Source organism: Actinopolymorpha rutila, assembly GCF_013407855.1.
Classification (GTDB): Bacteria; Actinomycetota; Actinomycetes; order Propionibacteriales; family Actinopolymorphaceae; genus Actinopolymorpha; species Actinopolymorpha rutila.
Genome location: NZ_JACBZH010000001.1, coordinates 4,326,357 through 4,345,898 on the forward strand (window position 1 = coordinate 4,326,357; position 19,542 = coordinate 4,345,898).

Below are 19,542 nucleotides of genomic sequence, written 5' to 3' on the forward strand. Positions count from 1 at the left end.
CGATGAACCAACCAGACCAGCACCCGCCCCTCCTCTCGGTGAACGACCTCACCGTCTCCTTCGGGAACGGGCCGGGTGCCATCAGGGCGGTCGAGGACGTAAGCCTGCAGGTGCGGCCCGGCGACATCCAGGCGATCGTCGGAGAGTCCGGCTGTGGCAAGTCCACGCTCGCCTACTCCATGCTGGACGTCATCCCTCCACCTGGCCGGATCACCGCCGGCAGGGTGGAGGTACTCGGCCGCAACCTGGCGTCGATGAACCGGTCGCAGCTGAACCACGTACGGGCCGCCGAGGTCAGCATCGTCTTCCAGGCGGCGATGAACTCCTTCAACCCGGTCACCACCGTCGGCCGGCAGGTCGAGGACCTCCTCGAGGCACACGAGGGCGTGTTCGAGTCCGTGGCGGCAGGCCGCGCCTACTTCGAGGAGCTTCTCGGCATGGTCCGGCTGCCCACGCAGCGGATCTGGCGGGCGTACGAGCACCAACTGTCCGGCGGCATGAAGCAGCGGGTGGCGATCGCCATCGCCCTGCTCCTGCATCCGTCCCTCCTGATCCTGGACGAGCCGACGACCGCGCTCGACGTGCTCAACCAGCGGCTGGTCCTCGACGTACTCCGCAACCTGCACAGTGCCCTCGACCTGAGCATCGTGTTCGTGACCCACGACCTCGCCGTGGTTGCCGAGCTCGCCGACCGGGTGGCGGTGATGTACGCCGGTCGGCTGGTCGAGACCGGCACCGTCGACGAGATCTTCACCGACCCCCGCCGGCACCCCTACGTCAGCGCACTGATCTCGGCGATCCCGAGCGTGCTCGCGGGAGGCCTGGACGTACGCCCCATCCCCGGGCAGGTCCCCAACCTTGCCGAACTCCCCCGCGGCTGCAGATTCGCGCCGCGGTGCCCGCTCGCGATGCCACTCTGCCGCGAGACCGAACCGCCACTGGTGGCCGACCGCTCCGGTCACACCGTCGCCTGCCATGTGGCCAACGAGAACCTCCTCGAGGGGACGCCGCGATGAGTCTGCTCGACGTCGACATGGTGAGCCACTGGTATCCAACCACCGCGGGCGACCGACCCGTCCTCGACAAGGTGAGCTTGTCACTGGACCACGATGACGTCCTGGCGGTGGTCGGGGAGTCGGGGTGCGGAAAGACCACCCTCGGCCGACTGGTGATCGGCGAGGAGACACCGACGCACGGACAGGTCCGCTTCGAGGACCGCGACGTCAGATCCTTCAAGGGCAAGGACTTCCGGGCCTACCGGCGTGCGGTCCAGGTCGTCCACCAGGATCCCTACGCGTCGCTGAACCCGGGACTCACCATCGAGGACGCCCTCGGCCCGGCCCTGCTCCATCATCGGCTCGCCAGGCGAGCCACCGTACGCGACGAACTGGTCCGCATCCTGCGCGAGGTCGGCCTGGACGCTACCCAGGCATTCCTCCGCCGCTACCCGCACCAACTGTCCGGCGGACAGCGGCAACGCGTGGCCATCGCCCGCGCGATGAGTCTGCGCCCGCAGCTGGTCGTGGCCGACGAGCCGACCAGCATGCTCGACGTGTCCATGCGGCTCGCGATCCTCGACCTGCTGCTGTCGTTCCAGCGGGAGCGCCAACTCGCCTATCTGTTCATCAGCCACGACTTCGGCGTGGTGCGGTACTTCTCCCAGGCAGGCCGGATCCTCGTGATGTTCTACGGCGTCCTGGTCGAGGAAGGCCCGGCCGAGCAGGTCATCCAGGACCCCCGGCACCCCTACACCTACCGGCTGTTGCAGGCAATCCCGGTACCTGACCCCGCCCTCGCCCGGCGTAGGCAACGTGAGCCGGCCGAGGAGTCCGTCGACAGTGCTCTGCCACCGGTCGGATGTGTGTTCCAGAATCGCTGCCCGTTCGTCGAGGCGCGCTGCCGAGCCAGTCAGCCCCCGTTGGCCGAAGTGAGCGGCGGGCACCGAACGGCGTGCTTCTTCCCCGAGCGGGTTCCCGACATCGACCACCTGTTGGGGGTGCACTGACATGGCCGCTGAAGCAGCCCGCCTGCTCGTCCGGCTCGGCGTGATCCTGCTCGGACTGGCGCTCCTGGCCCGCCTGGGCGAGCTGTCACCGGCCAGCCTCGTCGTCGACGACCTGGCCTGCCTCACCAGCACAGGCACAATCGCCCTCGGCGCAGGCTACCTGTGGTGGGCGCGAAGCCGCCGGCGCGACGTCATGCGGGCGTCCGAAGAGAATCCAGTACGCCGGTAACCGCCAGCTCACCGTGCACCTCGGTGACTGGACGGATCGAGCCGAAGGCCGGCTCCGCTCACTGCCAGGACCGTGATTCCGATCAGTCCGACGCCTGAGGCCAGCAGTAAGGTGACCGCCGGCCCTGCCTGGTCACAGACCACGCCCGCAGCCGCGGTGCCAAGAGCCATCGAAGTCAGACCGGCAGCGGTCAAGGTCGTGAAGGCAGCAACCATCGAGCCCTCCGGTGCGACGCGTTCGACGACCGCGTACGCCGTGACGCCCACCGGGCCGGTCGCCAGGCCGACAGCGACCAGGCTGACAGTCAGGAGCGCAACGGCGAAACCGCCCCGATCCACCACGACCATGCTGCCCGATCCCGCCACCAGAGCGAGGCTGGCCAGACCGAGTTGGATCACCATCCGACGGTCGACAGCCCCCCGCCACGTGCGGGCCCCGTACCACAAGGTCCCCACCAGGCTTCCGGTCGCCAACGCCGCGTACAGCACCAGCGCAATGTCCTCGTCTCCGCTCGTGGCGCCCGCGGCTGCGGCCGCGACCTGAACCAGCCCACCGATGCCGCCTTGGACAGCACCGATCGCGGTGACGACACGAACTCCGGCGCTTTCCAGTGCCCCAACCCGGCGACGCCCCGTGGCGACCGGGGGATGCCAGCGCCGGGCCGGCCGGCTGGACACGAGCAGGAAGGTTCCGATCGCGAACATACCGACCGCCGCGAGCACCGATCCACCACGACCGGCGAACGGGAGGAGCCCGGCCAGCAGCAGGGGCCCCACTACCGCGGACAGTTGGAGCAGCAACGACGAGATCGCGGCTGCGGCGTCACGTTCCTCCGCGGGCAGCAGTACGGTCCACAAGGCTCGCATGGGTGCGCCTACCTGCGGCTCGCCGCACCCGGTGGGGACCGCGCACAACAGCATCAGTCCCACCGGCGCCGACGCCCACACCGACACGACCAGGCACCCGGCAGCACCCACCTGTACGGCGACCGCGGACAGCAGGACCGTCGTCAGACCGAACCTGTCGATCAACCGACCCTGTACCGCGATCCCGACACCTGTACCGCAGGTGAGCCCCGCCACCACCACACCAGCGACGCCGAAGCCGCGTGAGTGACCAACCAGGAGCAGCACCGAGAGACTGAGAAACCCGATCGGCAGGGACGCCAGCGCTGTGCCTGCCAAGGGGATGCGAACATTCGGACGAGACAGCACGTCGACGTAGCGACGAAGCACGAGCAAGAGAAGCACCCTCCGGAGACGAACGTCCCCGGCTCCTGGCGGATCCGCGCCCGAACACTCGAGTCGAGTCCGTCGGGGTGCTCCGGCGAGCGTAGATGCTCAGCGTCGCAGCCACAAGTCGGTCACCTGACGGTGATGGTGGTGCTCCCGGTCAGGTTGCTGCTCCGGCCGCTCACCTCGACGGCGTGCTCCCCCGGCGCCAGCGGGCCGGGCAGCGTGATCTGGGCATCGAGAGTGCCGGCCGAGGACGCGGCCAGATCGGCAGCCGAGACCGCCGTACCGTCGAGGCTCACCCGCACCGGCTCGTCGTTGGCCAGCAGCTCGGTCGCCACCGACAGTCGATCGCTCGCAGAGGCCACCTCGACGTCGAGGAAGGTCGTAGCCTGCTGGATCGGCGCCCTGATGCCCAACGGGGCAAGGGAAGTTGCCGGCAACCTTCGGGGTTGGTCGCACTTGGCAGTGTCCCAGATCGTGCCGTATCCGCTGCGTGCCTCGGCGAACGGAATGTCGCCGCCGGTGATCTTCTCGGTGATCACGCAGGTCTCGCCCGGCAGCGGGTAGGCGTCGTTCTGGATCGTGTACTTGCCCGAGAGTTGGCCGGTGAAGCCGATCCGGTCCAGCGGCCGCCATCCGCCGCGAGCCTGGTAGATCGCGGCATTGCCGTACGCGGCCTGACGAACCCGGCCGTCGGTGAACGACCCGTCGCGGACGAAGTCCTCGAGGAAGGAGTACAACCCGGTCATCTGAAGCGGCGTCGCGGACGGGCGCTCGGTCCTGACCGTCATCAGCTTGAGCCAGTTCGGACGTTGGCCGACGGGTTCGGTGTTCAGCCAGGCGGTCACGATCTGCGCATGACTGCCCTGCGTCGCATCCGGCTGGTTGGTGATCATGGTCGCGTACGTCTTGCCGACCTTCCAGTCGAACGGGATCCGGATGCTCGGGCCGCCCGCGTACTCACCGTGGATCACGAAGTCGCCGTAGCCGATCCGGTACAGCACCTTCGAGGTCAGCTTGTCGTCCGGCACCGTGCCCCGGTTGGGGCCGAAGATCGAGAAGATCGCGATCTTGCTGCCGTCGTCGAGTTCCTGGATGCCGTAGTAACCGCCGCTGTAGCCGTTGGTCATGAAGTACGTCGACGGAACCGACGACTGCACGGTGATCTCGTTGTAGAAGGCGGTCGCTCCTTCGGGCACGACCCCGGAGGCGGGGAAGTAGCGCAGGTGTGTCGAGGGATCGGCGTTCTCCCAGTAGTTGAAGGGCCCGCATGCCTCCTTGCCCTCGACCCGAGGATCGCACGGCACACCGTCGTCCTCCGGCTGCGGAGTCCGGCCCAGCACCGAGTCGACCGCGAACGGCTCCTCGACGGTGGTGACCTCCAGGTCGTACAGATGGACCGAACCGATGCTGGCCATGGTGAGGCTGCGCACCGTCTTGGACGGGTCGATGTTCACCCCGACAGTGAAGACCGCGTAGTCGGTTCCGAGATCAACGTCGGGTGCCGCTGCAGTGTTGCGGCCGGCGACGGTGGTCGCGACCGTCGACAGGTCGAGTGGGTCGGCCGCCGTGCCGGTGTAGGCGGGCATCCCGACCCACAACCGTTCGCTGGAGCGGTCGGTGTAGTGCACTGTGAGGTCGAGGCCGGAGAAGCCACCCGCCGTACCGAGGAAGGCGATCGCGTTGCCGCTGCCGGACACGTCGACCGTGGTTTCGGCCGGGCCCGGGGTGAAGTTGTCGGGCTCGCCCGGCGTGACGTCAGGCATCGTGAAACCGATGCCGTCCACGCTGACGTCCGCGCCGGGACCGTACCCTGCCGCGGCCATCGCCGAGGCACGGAACGAGCTGCCGGCACTGTCGAGTCGACCACGCTGATGGGTGGAGGCGTCGGTGATCGAGACGTTGTTGCGGATGTCGGCGAGTGAGTCGCCGGGCGACGCCGAGGCCGGACCGCTTCCGGCAAGGCCGGCCGTCACGACACCGACAGCCAGGCCGGCAGCAACACCAAGACGGGCCAGACGACCTGCTCCAGTCATCCGAACTCCTCGTGAGGGATGGTTGACCGACCCAACCAAAGTCCGGCCACGTGCGTCAATCAGCGGTCCAGGATCGGTCGGAGTGGCTTCCTGCGTTGGGCTTCTACTCCTCGGGGAGCCCGTGGCCGCGCCGGGCGTAGAGGCTCAGGACGACCTCTCGGGGAACGACGCCGGCGCGCTGTGCCCACTGCTCGTACGCGGCGCTCAGTTCGGCTACCAGGTCGGGGCGCTGCTCGGCGTGGTTGTGCGCCTCGGCGCGGTCGACCTCGATGTCATACAGCTCCCAGGGCTGGGCGTGCTTGCGCACGAGCTTCCAACGGCCGCGGCGGGCAGCGCTGTTGCCTTCGTGCTCCCAGAACAGGGTGCGGTCGACGTCGGGTTCTCCGCGCAGCAGCGGAAGCATGCTGCGCCCCTCGGCGGGCGGAATGGGTTGCCCGTTGCGTTGCTCGGGGTAGGCCGCACCAGCCGCTTCGAGCAGGGTCGGCAGGACGTCGACGAGCTGGCACGGGGTGGTGCACAAGGGATTCGGCTCGGGCAGGCCGGTTGGCCAGCCGATGATGAACGGTGCCGAGATGCCGCCCTCGTGCACCCAGTGCTTGTACTCGCGAAAGGGTGTGTTCGACAGGTTCGCCCACGCGCGCCCGTAGCTTTGGTACGTCGACTCGGGCCCGGGGGTGAGTCCTGGAACGTTTCCGGGCACCACCGGGTCGCCCTCGCGGGTCACCATCTTCATGGGGACGAACGCCGTGACGAACTCCTCGACCTTGTCCGGCGGCATCTCCTCGGCACAGCCGCCGTTGTCGGACAGGAAGATCACGACGGTGTTGTCCAGCCGCCCCTGCCGCTCGAGCTCGTCGAGGACCTGTCCGATGCCCCGGTCCATGCGGTGGATCTGTGCGGCATAGACCTCCATCCGGTCGGCTTCCCAGCCCTTGTGGTCAACCTGCTCCCACTCCGGCACCCGCGGGTCCCGGACGGAGAGCTCGGAGTCGGGGGTGATGATTCCTTCGTCGACCAGCCGGTCCATGCGCTGTCGGCGCAACTGGTCCCAGCCCGCGTCGAAACGGCCTTCGTAGGTGGCGATGTCGTCGGGACGGGCCTGCAGTGGCCAGTGGGGCGCGGTGTAGGCCAGGTACAGGAACAGCGGATCGTCGGCGTGGTCGCGTTCGTGCTCGCGCATGAACCCGACGGCGTTGTCGGTGATCGCGTCGGTGTAGAAGAAGTCGCTCTCGGCAGCCTCCTGCTCGATGTCGACCTCATCACGCATCAGGGTGCGGGGCTGGTAGTAGCTGCCGGCGCCCTCCAGGGTGCCGAACACCCGGTCGAAGCCACGACGAGTCGGCCATGCCCCGTTCGGGGTGTCCATGTTGCTGGCCAGGTGCCACTTGCCGGACAGATAGGTGCGGTACCCGGCACCACCGAGCGCTTCGGCGACGGTGACGCACTGCTCGGAGAGGTTGCCCGGATAGCCGTCCGGGCTGTCGTCGAAGTTGAGGATGCCGACGCCGACCTGGTGCGGGTGCAGGCCGGTAAGCAGCGACGCGCGCGACGGGCTGCAGCGTGCGGTGTTGTAGAACTGCGTCATCCGCGTGCCGTGAGCGGCGAGCCGGTCCAGGTTCGGGGTGCTGATCTCGCCGCCGTAGCAGCCGATGTCGGAGAACCCCATGTCGTCGGCGAGCACCAGCACGATGTCGGGACGGGGGCGGGTCTGGGTGGTCACGTCGTTCCTCTCAGATCGTCTCGGCAGTCGGCGCCGGGTTCCTGCTCACCGTGGTCTCGTCGCCAACCTCCTCGCCGGCGGGGTGCACCTGCCGCTTGTTGGTCTCGGGGGCGAGCAGCACGCTGATGACGCTGATCACGGCGATGACGAGTACGTAGAGCGCAACGGGCCACGATGCACCGTCGAACTTCTTGACCAGGCTGGTGGCGACCAACGGGGCGATCGCCCCGGAGGGCAGTACGCCGATCTGGTAGATCAGCGACATGCCGCTGTAGCGGACCCGGGTCGGGTACAGCTCGGCGAAGAACGCGGCCTCCGGCCCGTACATCGTGCAGGCCGCCAGGGCCCATCCCACGATGACCGCCACCCAGATCAGGACGGTGCTCTTGGAGTCCAGCGCCCAGAAGATCGGGAACGCGCTGACGGCGGCGAGAGCGGCGCCGGCCCCGAAGACGATCCGGCGGCCGTAGCGGTCCGAGAGCCCACCCGCGAAGGGGATGACGACCATGCCGATGACCGCAGCGATGAGCAGTCCGTTGAGGGCAACGGACTTCGACAGACCCAGCACGACGGTGGTGTAGGTGAGCAGGAAAGCGTTGTACACGTTGAAGGTGACGCTCTCGCTCAGCCGAGCACCCATGCCGAGCAGCGTCACCTTGGGGTGCTTGCGGACCACCTCGACCAGCGGCACGCTCACCTGGGCGTTGGCCTCACGGAGGGCCTCGAAACCCGGCGTCTCGGCGACCCGCAGCCGGATGAACAAGCCGACCGCGATGAGGACGAAGCTGAGCAGGAACGGCACCCGCCACGCCCAGGCGACCAGGGCGTCGTCGCCGAACACCCCGAGCCCTGTCACCGCGCCGGTCGACAGCAGCAGGCCGATGGGCACACCGAGTTGCGGCCACGACGAGTACCAGCCGCGGCGGTTCGCGGGCGCGTGCTCGACCGCCATCAGCGCCGCACCACCCCACTCCCCGCCCAGGCCGATGCCCTGCAGCATGCGCAGCACCAGGAGCAGGATCGGCGCCCACATGCCGATCTGGTGGTAGGTCGGCAACGCGCCCATGAGGAACGTCGCGCCGCCCATGATCATCATCGTGATGACGAGCATCTTCTTGCGGCCGAGCTTGTCGCCGAAGTGGCCGAACAGGATGCCGCCCAGTGGGCGAGTGACGAAGCCGGCGGCGAACGTGGCGAAGGCGATCATCGTGCCCAGCAGCGGGCTGACCTCGGGGAAGAACTCCTTGTTGAAGACCAGCGCGGCCATGGTCCCGTAGAGGAAGAAGTCGTACCACTCGACGACAGTGCCGATGACGCTGGCGGCCGCGACCTGCTTGATCTGTGCGGGATGCCCCGTGTCCCCGGTCCTCACGTTGGCGCCTCCTTGCTAGGGTGTCCCGTGAAATGGGACATGGGCCCATGAAATAGGACAGGACCTTATGGCCGCCGACCCCAGGTGTGTCAAGGCTCACAGCTGGTTTCCGAACGAGTTGCCACGGAGGTTTGACGTGATCGAGGTGCTGCATCGCGCGGTGCGCGTACTGGACGTCCTCCGCGTAGCGGAAACCGAGCTCAGCATCCGGCAGGTGGCGCAACACGCCGAGTTGTCGAAGAGCACCGTCCAACGACTTCTACGCGAACTGGTCGACCTCAACCTCGCCTCCCAGGACCCGAGCACGGCGCGATACCGGCTGGGGCCTCGGACGCTGGCGCTCGGCTCCGCCTACCAGCGCCGGCTGAACGTGCGCAGCGCCGCGCTGCCGCACATGACCAAGCTGCGCGACTCCACCGGAGAAACCGTCGGACTCTCGGTGGGCCTCGGCGACCAGGTCATCCACATCGACCAGGTCGAGAGCGCCTCGGAACTGAGGGCGATGTTCGAGATCGGCAGACCTCTTCCCCTGTGGTCCGGAGCACCGAGCCGGCTCCTGCTGGCCGAACTCGACGAGGCCGACGTGCAGCGCATCGCACACGCGGAACGTCGCGCCGACCTCTCCCCCATCAACCCGCCGGAGCCGAACACCCTCATCGAGCTTGTACGACAGGCCCGTAGCGAGGGCTTTGCGGTCGCCATCGAGGAGACCCTGCCCGGGGTAAGCACGCTCGCCGCGCCGATCCGCAGTTCGACCGGCGACCTGGTGGGCACCGTGTCGGTCACCTCACCCACCATCCGCATGACTCCCGAGGTCATCACTCTGCTACGTCCGCAGGTGATCGACGCCGGGCACGCGATCAGCGCCGAACTCGGCTGGCTAGGTTGATGTCGCTCTCGGACCCCGACTGGAGGACCGCCATGACACCGCCCACCGATCGACAGGACACCGCCCGACGAGCGAGGTCTCAGCACCGCACACTCCGCGCCGGCCAGCGATCGCAGGTGTGGGTGGCCGGGCCGGACCTCTCCGCGCCACAACTGTTGTTCCAGACCGACGAGATCCTGATCGAGGCACCGAACTGGATCCACGACGGCCGACACCTGGTGGTCAACGGAGACGGCGCCGCGTGGACGCTCGACGTCCACCACCCCGAGCAAGGACTCCATCGGATCGTGCTCGACCCGCCGATCAGCCTCAACAACGATCACGTCCTGAGCCCCGACGGAGAACACATCTACCTCTCCGCGACGGACACCCACATCTACCGCGGCCCGCTGGCCGGCGGATCGGTCACCCAGCTCACCCCGAACGACGGCAAGCGGCACTTCCTGCACGGTGTATCCCCCGACGGCCAACGGCTCGCCTACGTGCAGATCGACGACTTCGCCCAACCCGGAGCACTCGCGATCCTCAACCCCGACCACACCGTCACCGTCCTCGACACCGGTCCCGGCCACCTCGACGGACCTGAGTGGTCACCGGACGGACGCTGGATCTACTTCAACACCGAGACCTTCACCAGGACGACCCCAGGACACGCCCAGATCGCCCGTATCCCTGACGGAGGCGGCCCGCTACAACGACTCACGACCAGTGCCACCGTCGACTGGTTCCCGCATCTGTCACCCGACGGACGCTGGGCGTCCTACATCGCCTTCCCTCTCGGAACCACCGGCCACCCTGCCGACCTGCCGGTCGAGATCCGGCTGGTCGCCGTGGACGACTGGAACCGGCCCGTCCAGAGCTACGCCCTGTTCGGCGGCCAAGGATCGTTGAACGTCAACAGCTGGTCACCCGACAGCACCCGCATCGCCTACATGGCCTACCCGATCGAGACCTGAGCCTCAGCCCTGGTCGCCGACCTCATCGGTGGGCCAGATCGTCGCGAGCGGCCGTATCCGGACTGGCCGCGCACCATCCCCGGTTTGTGATCCCATTCACGAATAGGCGTACGTCTTCGAGGAGGACACGTACGGATGGGAGCCAGGTGCCCGGCTGAGGAACTGGCCGAACGCGCACGAGAGTGGTGCGGGACCGAGAAGCGTGTCTCGGCTGCGTTCGTGTATGGATCGGTTGCGCAGGGGCAGGCCGACGAGTGGTCGGATCTGGACCTGCTGGTCGTCGCCGGCACCGGTAGCCGTGAGTCGTTGTGGGCAGAGCGCGAGGAGTGGGCCGGGCGAATCCTCGCCGGCCCGGTGGTGTTGTCCGGGGAGTTGTCGTGGCAGCGGCCCTACCGCTACGCCGCGTACCGCGCCGACGCGGTGCAACTCGACCTGACGATCGACGAGGGTCACGCGGAGCCGTGGCGCGGCGTGGCAGACGGCTTCGTGACCATCTCCGACCGGGACAACCTGGCCGACAGGCTTCGAGCCGACCTCGTGGACTGGAAGCCGCGTCCCGCCGAGGCCGACATCAAGGACGGCCCCACCTGGGTGTGGCTGAAGTACCTCGCCGGCCGACTCCGCCGCGGACAGTTCTGGATGGTCCGCTGCGGCCTCGCCAGCCTCTCCTACGAGCGCATCGTCCCGCTGCTGGGCGCGAGCCCGAACGCCATGGAAACAACCCTTTCCGAAGCTGTGCAACGGCAGCTTCACGAGGCTCTTCCCGCCTCCGACGACCCGGCCGAACTGGCGCGCGGACTACGCGCCACCACCGCGCTCTACGTCCAGGCTCTCGACGTCTGGGCGAACCGAACCGGTCGTTCCCGCCCCCATCACCCGATGGCCCCTGCGGTCCTCAGCCGCATCGAACAGCTGTGATGGCGCAGGCGCGCTGATCCCCTCAGCGGCGATGGTGCGGTGGGCCGGCAGAGGGCCTGCGCGGCGCATGCGGATCGCACCCGTTCGCGGCCACCGGTTGCAGGAACTACGTGAGGCCGGACACGGACACCACAATTCGAAGTCAGGGCCTGAGTAACTATTTTTCAAGCGGGGCGGACATCTCGTCTTCGTTTGTCGTTCCTGTTCAGGCCATCGGTGCCCACTACCGTGCCGCTGCGGTTCGGTGATCTTGCAATGCACAGCAAGCAGCGCGACCACCAGGACGCGCCGAACCTCTGACCAGCTCTGCGGGATACGCAAGCCTGCTGCCCAGCTCTCCGAGAGGACGACTCATGCACGTCAGGCGCAAACGCCGACGCAACAGAGCAGATCATTTCACTCGCTCCGCCGGCCGCCGGATCCGCGTCATCGCGGCCGGCGCCGCCACCCTCGCCCTCGCAGGCGGTGGGATGGCGTACGCCTCCACCGAATCCTTCGGCACCAGCCAGGTCGGGCAGACCACCGGACAGGGCACCGTCCTGCCCAGCGACCAGACCGTCAAGCCGATCGGCGACCGACTGCTCGTCGACAGTGGAAAGCTGCTCGCCTCCACGATCAGCCCTGACGGTCGCCACCTCGCCGCACTGACCACCGACCAGGCGATCGCGCTGACCATCGTCGACCTGCAGACCTACAAGGTCATCCAGCAAGCCGGCACCTCCCCGACCGCCGACCTGCGCATCAGCAACAACAACGTGGGCCAGGAGGGACCGACGTACTCCCCCGACGGCAAGACGCTGTGGATGCCGCAGATCAACGGCTACGACCGCTTCCCGGTCAACGCCGACGGCACCGTCGGCGCACCGACGTTCATCGCCATCCCGGCCAACGGAGCCAAGCACGCGACACCCGCGCAGGCGGTGTACTCGCCTGACGGATCCACCCTGTACGCCGCCGTCAACGGCCAGAACCGGGTCGTGGCCATGAACCCCACCACCGGTGCGATCCAGCACAGCTGGGCCGTGGGTAACGCCCCACGCGACATGGTCCTGATCGGTCGCAGACTCTATGTCAGCAACGAAGGTGGCCGCCCGGCGAAGGCAGGCGACAGCACACTCAACTCCTACGGCACGCAGGTGCCCGCCGACCCCGACACCGGCGCCACGACCACCGGCACAGTGAGCGTCATCGACGTGGCCGACCCGTCCGCCGACATCGACAGCATCGACGTCGGCCTGCACCCCACGGCGTTGCACGCCGCCAACGGGGCGCTCTTCGTCACCGACACCGGCAGCGACCAGGTGTCGGTCATCGACACCTCCACCGACAAGGTCGTTCAGACGATCACCACCCAACCCTGGCCGAAGGCCAAGGTCGGCTACCACCCCAACGGCGTGACCCTCACCAAGGACGGTCACCTGCTGGTGACCCTCGGCCGGGCGAACGCGCTCGCCGTCTACCGCTACACCAGCCCCAGTGAGCCGGTCAGCTACGTCGGCCTGCTTCCCACGGACTACTACCCGCAGAACGTGACGACCACCACCGGCGACAAGGTCCTCGTCACCAACCTGCGCGGCATCGGCGCACGCGGGCCCCTGCGCACCATCGCCAAGGGACCGGGCACCGAGCCGGCCACCGGCCACAACACCCACGCCTCGACCGGCACCCTGCAACGGTTCGCCCTACCCGACGACTCGGTGATCGCCGACACCACGGACAACGTCATCCACCAGAACGGCTGGGACAACACGTCCGTCGAGGAACGCGACGGAGGCAACGTGCCGCCGGTCCCGGTACCAAAGCGACTCGGCGATCAGTCGACCATCAAGCACGTCTTCCTGCTCGTCAAGGAGAACCGCTCCTACGACCAGGTGTTCGGGGACGACCCGCGCGGCAACGGCGACCCGTCGCTGGCGCAGTTCGGCGCGAACGTGACGCCCAACCAGCACGCCCTGGCGCAGCAGTTCGGGTTGTACGACAACACCTACGACGTGGGCACGAACTCCGCCGAGGGCCACAACTGGCTCATGCAGGCCGACAACCCCGAGTACACCGAGTCCCAGGCAGGCGAGTACGAACGAAGCTACGGCTCCAACAACGACGCCCTGGGTCATCAGCGGTCCGGGTTCCTGTGGACCGGCGCCAAGGCCGCCGGCAAGACCGCGCGCGTCTTCGGTGAGTACAACCCGACTATGACGCAGCCGGCCGGAACGACCTGGCAGGACTACTACTGCGACTACAAGAACATGGCCGAGACCGGTGCGGACACCGCCATCTCGACCTACACCTCTTCGCCGATCCCGTCACTGAACGACATCACGGTCCACAAGTACCCGCACTTCGACACCGGCATCCCCGACCAGTACCGCTACGAGATCTGGAAGCGCGACTTCGACACGAACGGGCCGGCCGACCTCAACATGATGTGGCTGTCCAGCGACCACACCGGCGGCCCGCCCAACCCGATCGCCCAGGTCGCCGACAACGACCTCGCCGTCGGCAAGATCGTGGACCACATCTCCCACAGCAAGTACTGGAAGGACTCCGCGATCTTCGCGATCGAGGACGACACCCAGAACGGCGTCGACCACGTCGACGGCGCCCGCGGCCCGGTACAGATCATCAGCCCCTGGGCACAGCGGCACACCGTCGACAGCCACTACTACACGCAGATCACCGTGATCCGCACCATCGAGCAGATCCTCGGCATCACGCCGATGAACCAGAAGGACAGCGCCGCCACCCCCATGCACAGGGCGTTCACCAATGCGGCCGACAACACCCCCTTCACCGCCGTACCCAACCGCATCCCGCTCACCTACGGACTGTCGACCCAGCCCACCTGCGGCAGTGACGAGGTGGCTCCCAAGTACGCCCCGCTCGCCCCGGCACAGGCACCGACAGCCGCAGTGCCCGCGGACAAGCAGCACGTCGCCAACCTCTGGCGAGCCTGGAGGAAGCAGCAGCACCTGACCGGCCCGAAGGCGGCGCCGGACTACGCCAACCCCGAGCAGATGGACCACTTCACCTGGTACGAAGCGCACGGGTGGCGGACCCCCTACCCGAGCGAGCACAAGATCCTCAGCCCGGCCGAGGTGCCCGGCCGCTACCTGCCGTCACCGGACTACGACGGCTGACCTCCGCAAGTCCTCAGCCATCGGCCCGCCGGAGTTCTCCGGCGGGCCGATGGTGTTCCACCAAAGCTCGCTCATCGCTGGGCACCTGAGATCTGCGCACCGTACCGACTACGGTCCGTACCGACCCGGAAAGTACGGGCTGGGTTCACCTCCTGGACTCGGTCCACGTGAGACGGTGCAGCACGTGACTCTTCTGTTAGTGGCACTTCTCGCCATTGCCCTGCTGGCCGGCGCCGCGGCCGGCGCCTGACATCCGCAGTCAGATGCCGAGGTTGCAGACCAGGTAGCCGTCGAGTTCCAGCAGCAGGTCCGAGGTGGGCAGGTCAGGTAGGTCGTGGCCGAGGTCGCGGGCGCGAACCTCGCTGATCCACTTGCTGTGCTGGTACTCGTGGTTGATCACCGCGGCCATCACGACCTTCGCGACCATCGCCAACTGGGCCGGCGCTCCGACGTTGCCGTCGCGGATGTCGCCGATGCGCTTGTGGACACTGCGGGCGGCGTTCTCACGGAAGGTGGCGAGTCGCCTCAGGTCGGGCAGCGTTCCTCTGCCTGGTTCGGGATTGGCAGAGTCCATGATCGGGTCCAGGGCAGGGTCGGGGCTGGGCTCGGCGGCGGTCAGGTTGCGCACCATGAAGTGGGCGACGTGGGCCTGGTGGCCGAGGTGCCACCCGATCGCGGAAGAGTTCTCGTGCGGCCGCCAGGTGACCTCGTCCAGGGCGAGGTCACGCCAGAGCTCGTCGGTGTAGGCGCGAGCACGGTCGTACTCACACAGCAGCAGGTCGATCTCGGGCATAGTTCGCTCAGCCTACTCGCGGTCGCAGACCGGGACGTGTGCCGAACCGGTCCTGAGGTGGTGGGTCGGAGGCGGTGAGTTCGAGCGATCCGTGCCGCTGTAACGGAGCAGGTCCGGTACGCGCGCACCCAACACGAGCAGGAACGCCACCAAGGACAGCGCCCCGACGAACGCCGTCGCTCGTACGCCGAAGAACGAGGCGGTGGCTCCCTGCACCATCGTGGCGAGCGGCAGGACGCCGATGGTCAACTCCTGCAGACCGAGTACGCGACCTCGCACCGCCGGCTCGGTCATCATCAACAGCAGCGTCGTCTGCAGGACACCGAACGCCGAACTCGCCAACCCGCCGAGGCCCAGCAGCACGAAGGACAGCGGTACCGACCGGGACAGCGCGAAGGCCGTCCACAGCACTCCCCAGATCGCCGTGCCGACGACGAAGAGGCCACCCTTGAACCGGAAGTCACCCAGGCCCGCGATGACGAGCGACCCCGCGAGTCCGCCGATCCCGCCGCAGGTGAGCAGCCAGCCGAGCCCGGTCGCGTCGAGGCCCAGGTCCCTCGCGAACACCGGCATGAACGACTGGTAGAGCGGCCACAGGGTGATGTTGGCGGCGAGCGTGACGAGCAACGCCGCCGCGGCGAGGCGGTTCGTCATCACCGCGCGCAACCCGCTGACGAGCGACCCCCAGATCGACTCGCCCGGCCGACGGTGCGCCACCGAGGCCGGAACCGCCGCGGACGCGCTGCCCACATGGCGCAGGGGCCACAGCAGGAGCCAGGACAGCAGGAACCACAGCGCCGAGATCCACAGGGCCGTGGAGGGCCCCAAGGCGCTGATCATTACGCCGCCGACGGCCGGGCCGATGATCTGCGTCATGTTCATGACGATGGAGTTGAGCGCGTTGGCATTGCTCAGGTTCTCGCGCCCGACGAGATCCATCACCAGCGTCGACCGGGCCGGTTGCGACGGCGACTGCGCGAGGCCGATACACAGACCGCCGACGACGATTCCCCAGTACGGCAGGTGGCCCGTCGACGCCAACGCGGCCACGACACCGACGGCGACGAATGCCCACCCCGCGGCGACGAGCAACAGGGTCGGCCGGTGGTGGCGATCGGCGACGACACCACTGATCGGCCCGAACATCATCGGCGCGAGCCGGGCCGCGGTGAAGACCGCGAGGAGGAACTCCGACCCGGTCCGGTCGTAGACCAACCAGCCGAGGATCAGGGTCTGCGTCCACGCGCCACCGAAGAAGAACAGGTTCGAGAACCACAGCAACCGGAACGCCGGATAACGCCGCAGTGAAGAGAACAACCCCCTGCCGGGCGCGGAGGACCGGCGCGAGCCAGGCCATCTCATCGGCCTCGTCGGCCTCGTCGGGCTCGTCCGGCTCATCGGGCGCCTAGACCCACGACCACCCGTCCGCCGACGAGCACCGTGTCGCGCGATGGCACGCGGATCACGGCGTCCGAGAGGTTCTCCGCGTCGAGGAGGACGATGTCGGCCGGGGCACCGGGTACGAGGTCGTGAACGGCCCGGCCGCCGAACCCGGCACCCGCGCACGTCGCGATCTCCACCGCGGAGCGGAGGTCCTCGTCGTACAGCCACCCGGCGAGCCGGGCTAACGTCCCCGCGAGCCGCAGCATGTCGCCGTCCCCGAACGGCTTCCACAGATCGCGGATCCCGTCGGAGCCGAGACCGACCGGCACGCCGGCGTTCCGAAGCTCGTCGAAGGGCAGCGGTGGCGCCGTGATCGGTACGACGGTGGTGAGCGAGACGCCCGCGCCGGCCAGTCGTTCCACGAGGTCCCGTTGCCGGGCCGGTGGAACATCGCCCAGGGCGAACCCGTGCGCGATGGTGACCCGACCGGACATGCCGGTGGCCTTCGTACGCTCGATGATCAGCTCGAACTCGAACGCACCGAGTTCCCCCGAGTCGTGCAGGTGAATGTCCAGCCCGACGCCTCGCCGCTCCGCGAGGTCGAACAGCGCGTCGAGTTGACCCACCGGGTCGCGGTCGATCGAAGCGGGATCCAGCCCACCGATCAGGTCCGCGCCCTCCGCGGCTGCCCTGTCGAGCAGGTCGAGCACACCCGGGCGACGCAGGACGCCGTCCTGCGGAAACGCCACCACCGTGAGCGCGAGGCCCGGGTCGACGGCCGCGACAGCCTCGCGTACGACCTGAATGCCGTCCAGGCCGATGCCCAGGTCGACATCCACATGGCTGCGGAACACGGTCGTACCGGTCCGGACGAGCTCACGCACCAGCGCGGTCGTGCTCTCGAGGCCGGGAACGCCAACTTCGCCGCGGACGGCGCGCTCATGAGCGATCCGGCCCTGTGTGCCGGGCTCGCCGCCGTAGGGCACCCAGGGCTTGCCCCACCAGGTCTTGTCCAGGTGCGCGTGCGCGTTCACGAACGACGGAATCGCGAGCAGCCCCCGGCCGTCGATCACCTCACCATCGGCGCCCGGGGCCTGGTGCACAGCCGTACCGGAGGCCGGCTCGACCGCCACCACAGAGCCGCCGTCGATGTGGATGTCGCAGGCGTCTCCGCCCCACGGACGGACGTTACGCAGGACGATCTGGGACACCCGCTGCCTCCTCTTCTCCACGGCCGCCACAGGACACACCACCGCGCCGACGACACCCCGGGAATGGTATACCAAACTGCATGGTCGACCGAACCGCGGACGAGATCGGGGAAGACCGTTGCGGACCGCTGCGGGGCCGGCGACCTCGATACGATGCGGCAATGGGCGACCGGACGGAGGACGAGAGCGAGTCGGCGCGGGTCGCGCGGGTCCTGCGCGAACAGATCGTCGACGGTGTTCGCGTCCCGGGGTCCCGTCTCGTCGAACGCGACCTCGCCGCCGAGCTCGGCATCAGCCGCGTTCCGGTACGGGAGGCACTGCACACCCTGGCCGTCGAGGGCCTGGCCGTCCCCCGGCGTAACAGCTGGATGACCGTCCGGGTCTTCACCGACCGCGACGTCGACGAGCTCAACGAGGTCCGTCTCGCGCTCGAGCCACTCACCGTCCGCCGCGCCGCCGAGCTCCGCGACCCCGACGCGCTGCGCCGCATGAAGCGTTGTCTGGACACCCAGGGCCGCGCGACCGCTCGCAAGGACGCGACCACCGCCCGACGCGCCGCCGCCGATTTCCACGAGGCGATGACAGAAGCCGGCGGCAACTCGCTGCTGGCCGAGATCTCCTCCTCGCTCGCCGGCCGGATGCGCTGGCTGCTCGGCCAGTACGACGACCTGCAACCGGTGTACGACGAGCACCTGGAGCTCTACCTCGCCATCGAGTCCGGCGACGCGAAAGCCGCCGCCGCCCTCGCCCGCCGCCATCTCCGCGCGGCGGCGGCTCGAGCGCGTAAGCCGACCCGCCGACAACCGTGACAGCTGTCCCCCTTCCCGCCTTCGACGACTTGGGGACCGGCATGGGGGCCGCGGAAGTGACGGCCTGACTTACGCCCGGATCGGCCGGGCCGACACACAGGACACCACAAAGGAGTACGTCATGTTCACTCGAGCAATCAGCCCGGCCGTTCGGACACCAAGGAAATAGTCCTGGTTCACCGCGCCTTCCGGCGCGAGTTCGGTCTGCTGCCGCAGCTGGTGCGGGCCGTACGCGAAGCCGACCACGGATCCGCCCGCCGGGTGTTCGCGCACGGAGCCGAGATCACCTCGGTGCTCGACAACCACCTTCACACAGAGGACGAACTGCTGTGGCCACCGCTGCGTGCCCGAGCACCCCTCGCCCACGACCTGATCAACCGGATGGAGAACCAGCACCGGCAACTGGCCGACCTACTCGACCGCGCAGCGGTGTTGTTCTCGACCTGGGCAGCCACCCCCCAGCCCACCACGACCGAGGAACTGGCCGCCGTGCTCACCGAGCTTCATGCCGTTCTGACGTCCCACCTCGACGACGAAGAAGCACACGTGCTGCCACTGGTCCCCGACCACCTCACTGCCGCAGAATGGGCCGAACTCGGCAAGCGCGGCACCACCGCACTACCCAAACGCCGGAGACTCGTCTTCCTCGGCCATGTGTTGGAGGACGCCACACCAGCCGAACAGGAAGCCTTCCTGGCAGCCTTCCCCCGCTCAGCCAGCCTCGCCTACCGCCTCTACGGACGACCCGCGTACCGGAAGGAGACGACGGCACTCCGCACGAGCCTGGCCTCCGGGACTCGTCCTGATGCATAAATGCCAGAGAGAAGCCGAACGAGCTCGGGCTGATGC

General features: G+C 68.2%; 17 protein-coding genes. 9 read left to right on the top strand and 8 right to left on the bottom strand.

Going from position 1 to position 19,542, the window contains the following annotated elements:
* The first annotated feature begins 2 nt into the window (after positions 1-2).
* Genes F4554_RS19280 through F4554_RS19290 form a run of 3 tightly spaced genes read left to right on the top strand, consistent with a single transcriptional unit; the run spans position 3 to position 2,234 of the window.
* Positions 3-1,016, top strand: coding sequence for an ABC transporter ATP-binding protein (locus F4554_RS19280; RefSeq protein WP_179788858.1), 1,014 nt, complete (start codon positions 3-5; stop codon positions 1,014-1,016).
* Positions 1,013-2,005 carry an ABC transporter ATP-binding protein gene (locus F4554_RS19285; protein ID WP_179788859.1) on the top strand — a complete coding sequence of 331 codons (993 nt, stop codon included), beginning with the start codon at positions 1,013-1,015 and terminating at the stop codon, positions 2,003-2,005. The genes F4554_RS19280 and F4554_RS19285 overlap by 4 nt, the downstream gene beginning before the upstream one ends.
* Position 2,006: 1 nt before the next feature.
* Positions 2,007-2,234, top strand: a complete 228-nt coding sequence (locus tag F4554_RS19290; protein ID WP_179788860.1) for a hypothetical protein — start codon at positions 2,007-2,009, stop codon at positions 2,232-2,234.
* A gap of 8 nt (positions 2,235-2,242) precedes the next feature.
* Here the strand turns inward: F4554_RS19290 and F4554_RS19295 are convergent, their stop codons facing one another.
* The 4 genes from F4554_RS19295 to F4554_RS19310 all read right to left on the bottom strand — a co-directional run bounded on the left by F4554_RS19295 (position 2,243) and on the right by F4554_RS19310 (position 8,597).
* Positions 2,243-3,418, bottom strand: a complete 1,176-nt coding sequence (locus tag F4554_RS19295; protein WP_179788861.1) for an MFS transporter — start codon at positions 3,416-3,418, stop codon at positions 2,243-2,245.
* Between the two features lie 179 nt (positions 3,419-3,597).
* On the bottom strand, positions 3,598-5,505 hold the full coding sequence (locus tag F4554_RS19300; protein WP_179788862.1) for a DUF3472 domain-containing protein: 1,908 nt from the start codon (positions 5,503-5,505) through the stop codon (positions 3,598-3,600).
* 103 nt (positions 5,506-5,608) lie between these two features.
* Positions 5,609-7,225: a sulfatase-like hydrolase/transferase gene (locus tag F4554_RS19305; RefSeq protein WP_202889367.1), complete on the bottom strand. Its 1,617-nt coding sequence runs from the start codon at positions 7,223-7,225 to the stop codon at positions 5,609-5,611.
* A 10-nt stretch (positions 7,226-7,235) separates the two neighbouring features.
* Positions 7,236-8,597, bottom strand: a complete 1,362-nt coding sequence (locus F4554_RS19310) for an MFS transporter (protein WP_179788863.1) — start codon at positions 8,595-8,597, stop codon at positions 7,236-7,238.
* Between the two features lie 136 nt (positions 8,598-8,733).
* On the opposite strand from F4554_RS19310, the gene F4554_RS19315 reads away from it, so the two are divergent.
* The 4 genes from F4554_RS19315 to F4554_RS19330 all read left to right on the top strand — a co-directional run bounded on the left by F4554_RS19315 (position 8,734) and on the right by F4554_RS19330 (position 14,497).
* Complete coding sequence (locus F4554_RS19315) at positions 8,734-9,486, top strand: IclR family transcriptional regulator domain-containing protein (RefSeq protein WP_179788864.1); 753 nt, start codon at positions 8,734-8,736, stop codon at positions 9,484-9,486.
* Between the two features lie 122 nt (positions 9,487-9,608).
* Positions 9,609-10,442 (top strand): TolB family protein, encoded by an 834-nt coding sequence (locus F4554_RS19320; RefSeq protein ID WP_337796105.1) that lies wholly within the window; start codon positions 9,609-9,611, stop codon positions 10,440-10,442.
* Positions 10,443-10,577: 135 nt separating this feature from the next.
* The gene (locus tag F4554_RS19325; RefSeq protein WP_179788866.1) at positions 10,578-11,360 is read left to right on the top strand and encodes a nucleotidyltransferase domain-containing protein; all 783 of its coding nucleotides are present in this window, start codon (positions 10,578-10,580) and stop codon (positions 11,358-11,360) included.
* A gap of 353 nt (positions 11,361-11,713) precedes the next feature.
* Positions 11,714-14,497 (top strand): bifunctional YncE family protein/alkaline phosphatase family protein, encoded by a 2,784-nt coding sequence (locus F4554_RS19330; protein WP_179788867.1) that lies wholly within the window; start codon positions 11,714-11,716, stop codon positions 14,495-14,497.
* Between the two features lie 259 nt (positions 14,498-14,756).
* Here the strand turns inward: F4554_RS19330 and F4554_RS19335 are convergent, their stop codons facing one another.
* Genes F4554_RS19335 through F4554_RS19345 form a run of 3 tightly spaced genes read right to left on the bottom strand, consistent with a single transcriptional unit; the run spans position 14,757 to position 17,884 of the window.
* Positions 14,757-15,290 (bottom strand): DinB family protein, encoded by a 534-nt coding sequence (locus F4554_RS19335; RefSeq protein WP_179788868.1) that lies wholly within the window; start codon positions 15,288-15,290, stop codon positions 14,757-14,759.
* Positions 15,291-15,302: 12 nt separating this feature from the next.
* Complete coding sequence (locus F4554_RS19340) at positions 15,303-16,652, bottom strand: MFS transporter (RefSeq protein WP_202889368.1); 1,350 nt, start codon at positions 16,650-16,652, stop codon at positions 15,303-15,305.
* A 32-nt stretch (positions 16,653-16,684) separates the two neighbouring features.
* Positions 16,685-17,884 carry an amidohydrolase gene (locus F4554_RS19345; RefSeq protein WP_179788870.1) on the bottom strand — a complete coding sequence of 400 codons (1,200 nt, stop codon included), beginning with the start codon at positions 17,882-17,884 and terminating at the stop codon, positions 16,685-16,687.
* A 161-nt stretch (positions 17,885-18,045) separates the two neighbouring features.
* Here F4554_RS19345 and F4554_RS19350 point away from each other — a divergent pair, with 161 nt between their 5' ends.
* Positions 18,046-18,693 carry a GntR family transcriptional regulator gene (locus tag F4554_RS19350; RefSeq protein WP_179788871.1) on the top strand — a complete coding sequence of 216 codons (648 nt, stop codon included), beginning with the start codon at positions 18,046-18,048 and terminating at the stop codon, positions 18,691-18,693.
* Between the two features lie 69 nt (positions 18,694-18,762).
* Here F4554_RS19350 and F4554_RS31545 read toward each other — a convergent pair whose 3' ends face one another.
* On the bottom strand, positions 18,763-18,966 hold the full coding sequence (locus tag F4554_RS31545; RefSeq protein WP_202889370.1) for a hypothetical protein: 204 nt from the start codon (positions 18,964-18,966) through the stop codon (positions 18,763-18,765).
* Between F4554_RS31545 and F4554_RS19355 the strand changes: the two genes are divergently transcribed.
* Positions 18,913-19,506 (top strand): hemerythrin domain-containing protein, encoded by a 594-nt coding sequence (locus F4554_RS19355; protein ID WP_337796106.1) that lies wholly within the window; start codon positions 18,913-18,915, stop codon positions 19,504-19,506. The two genes, F4554_RS31545 and F4554_RS19355, sit on opposite strands and share 54 nt — an antisense overlap.
* The last annotated feature ends 36 nt before the right edge of the window (positions 19,507-19,542 follow it).

Excerpts from the sequence above, each read along its gene's own strand:
- F4554_RS19280 (WP_179788858.1), top strand. The coding sequence starts at position 3 with ATGAACCAACCAGACCAGCACCCGCCCCTCCTCTCGGTGAACGACCTC.
- F4554_RS19285 (WP_179788859.1), top strand. The coding sequence starts at position 1,013 with ATGAGTCTGCTCGACGTCGACATGGTGAGCCACTGGTATCCAACCACC.
- F4554_RS19290 (WP_179788860.1), top strand. The coding sequence starts at position 2,007 with ATGGCCGCTGAAGCAGCCCGCCTGCTCGTCCGGCTCGGCGTGATCCTG.
- F4554_RS19300 (WP_179788862.1), bottom strand. The coding sequence starts at position 5,505 with ATGACTGGAGCAGGTCGTCTGGCCCGTCTTGGTGTTGCTGCCGGCCTG.
- F4554_RS19325 (WP_179788866.1), top strand. The coding sequence starts at position 10,578 with ATGGGAGCCAGGTGCCCGGCTGAGGAACTGGCCGAACGCGCACGAGAG.
- F4554_RS19330 (WP_179788867.1), top strand. The coding sequence starts at position 11,714 with ATGCACGTCAGGCGCAAACGCCGACGCAACAGAGCAGATCATTTCACT.
- F4554_RS19335 (WP_179788868.1), bottom strand. The coding sequence starts at position 15,290 with ATGCCCGAGATCGACCTGCTGCTGTGTGAGTACGACCGTGCTCGCGCC.
- F4554_RS19340 (WP_202889368.1), bottom strand. The coding sequence starts at position 16,652 with ATGAGATGGCCTGGCTCGCGCCGGTCCTCCGCGCCCGGCAGGGGGTTG.
- F4554_RS19350 (WP_179788871.1), top strand. The coding sequence starts at position 18,046 with ATGGGCGACCGGACGGAGGACGAGAGCGAGTCGGCGCGGGTCGCGCGG.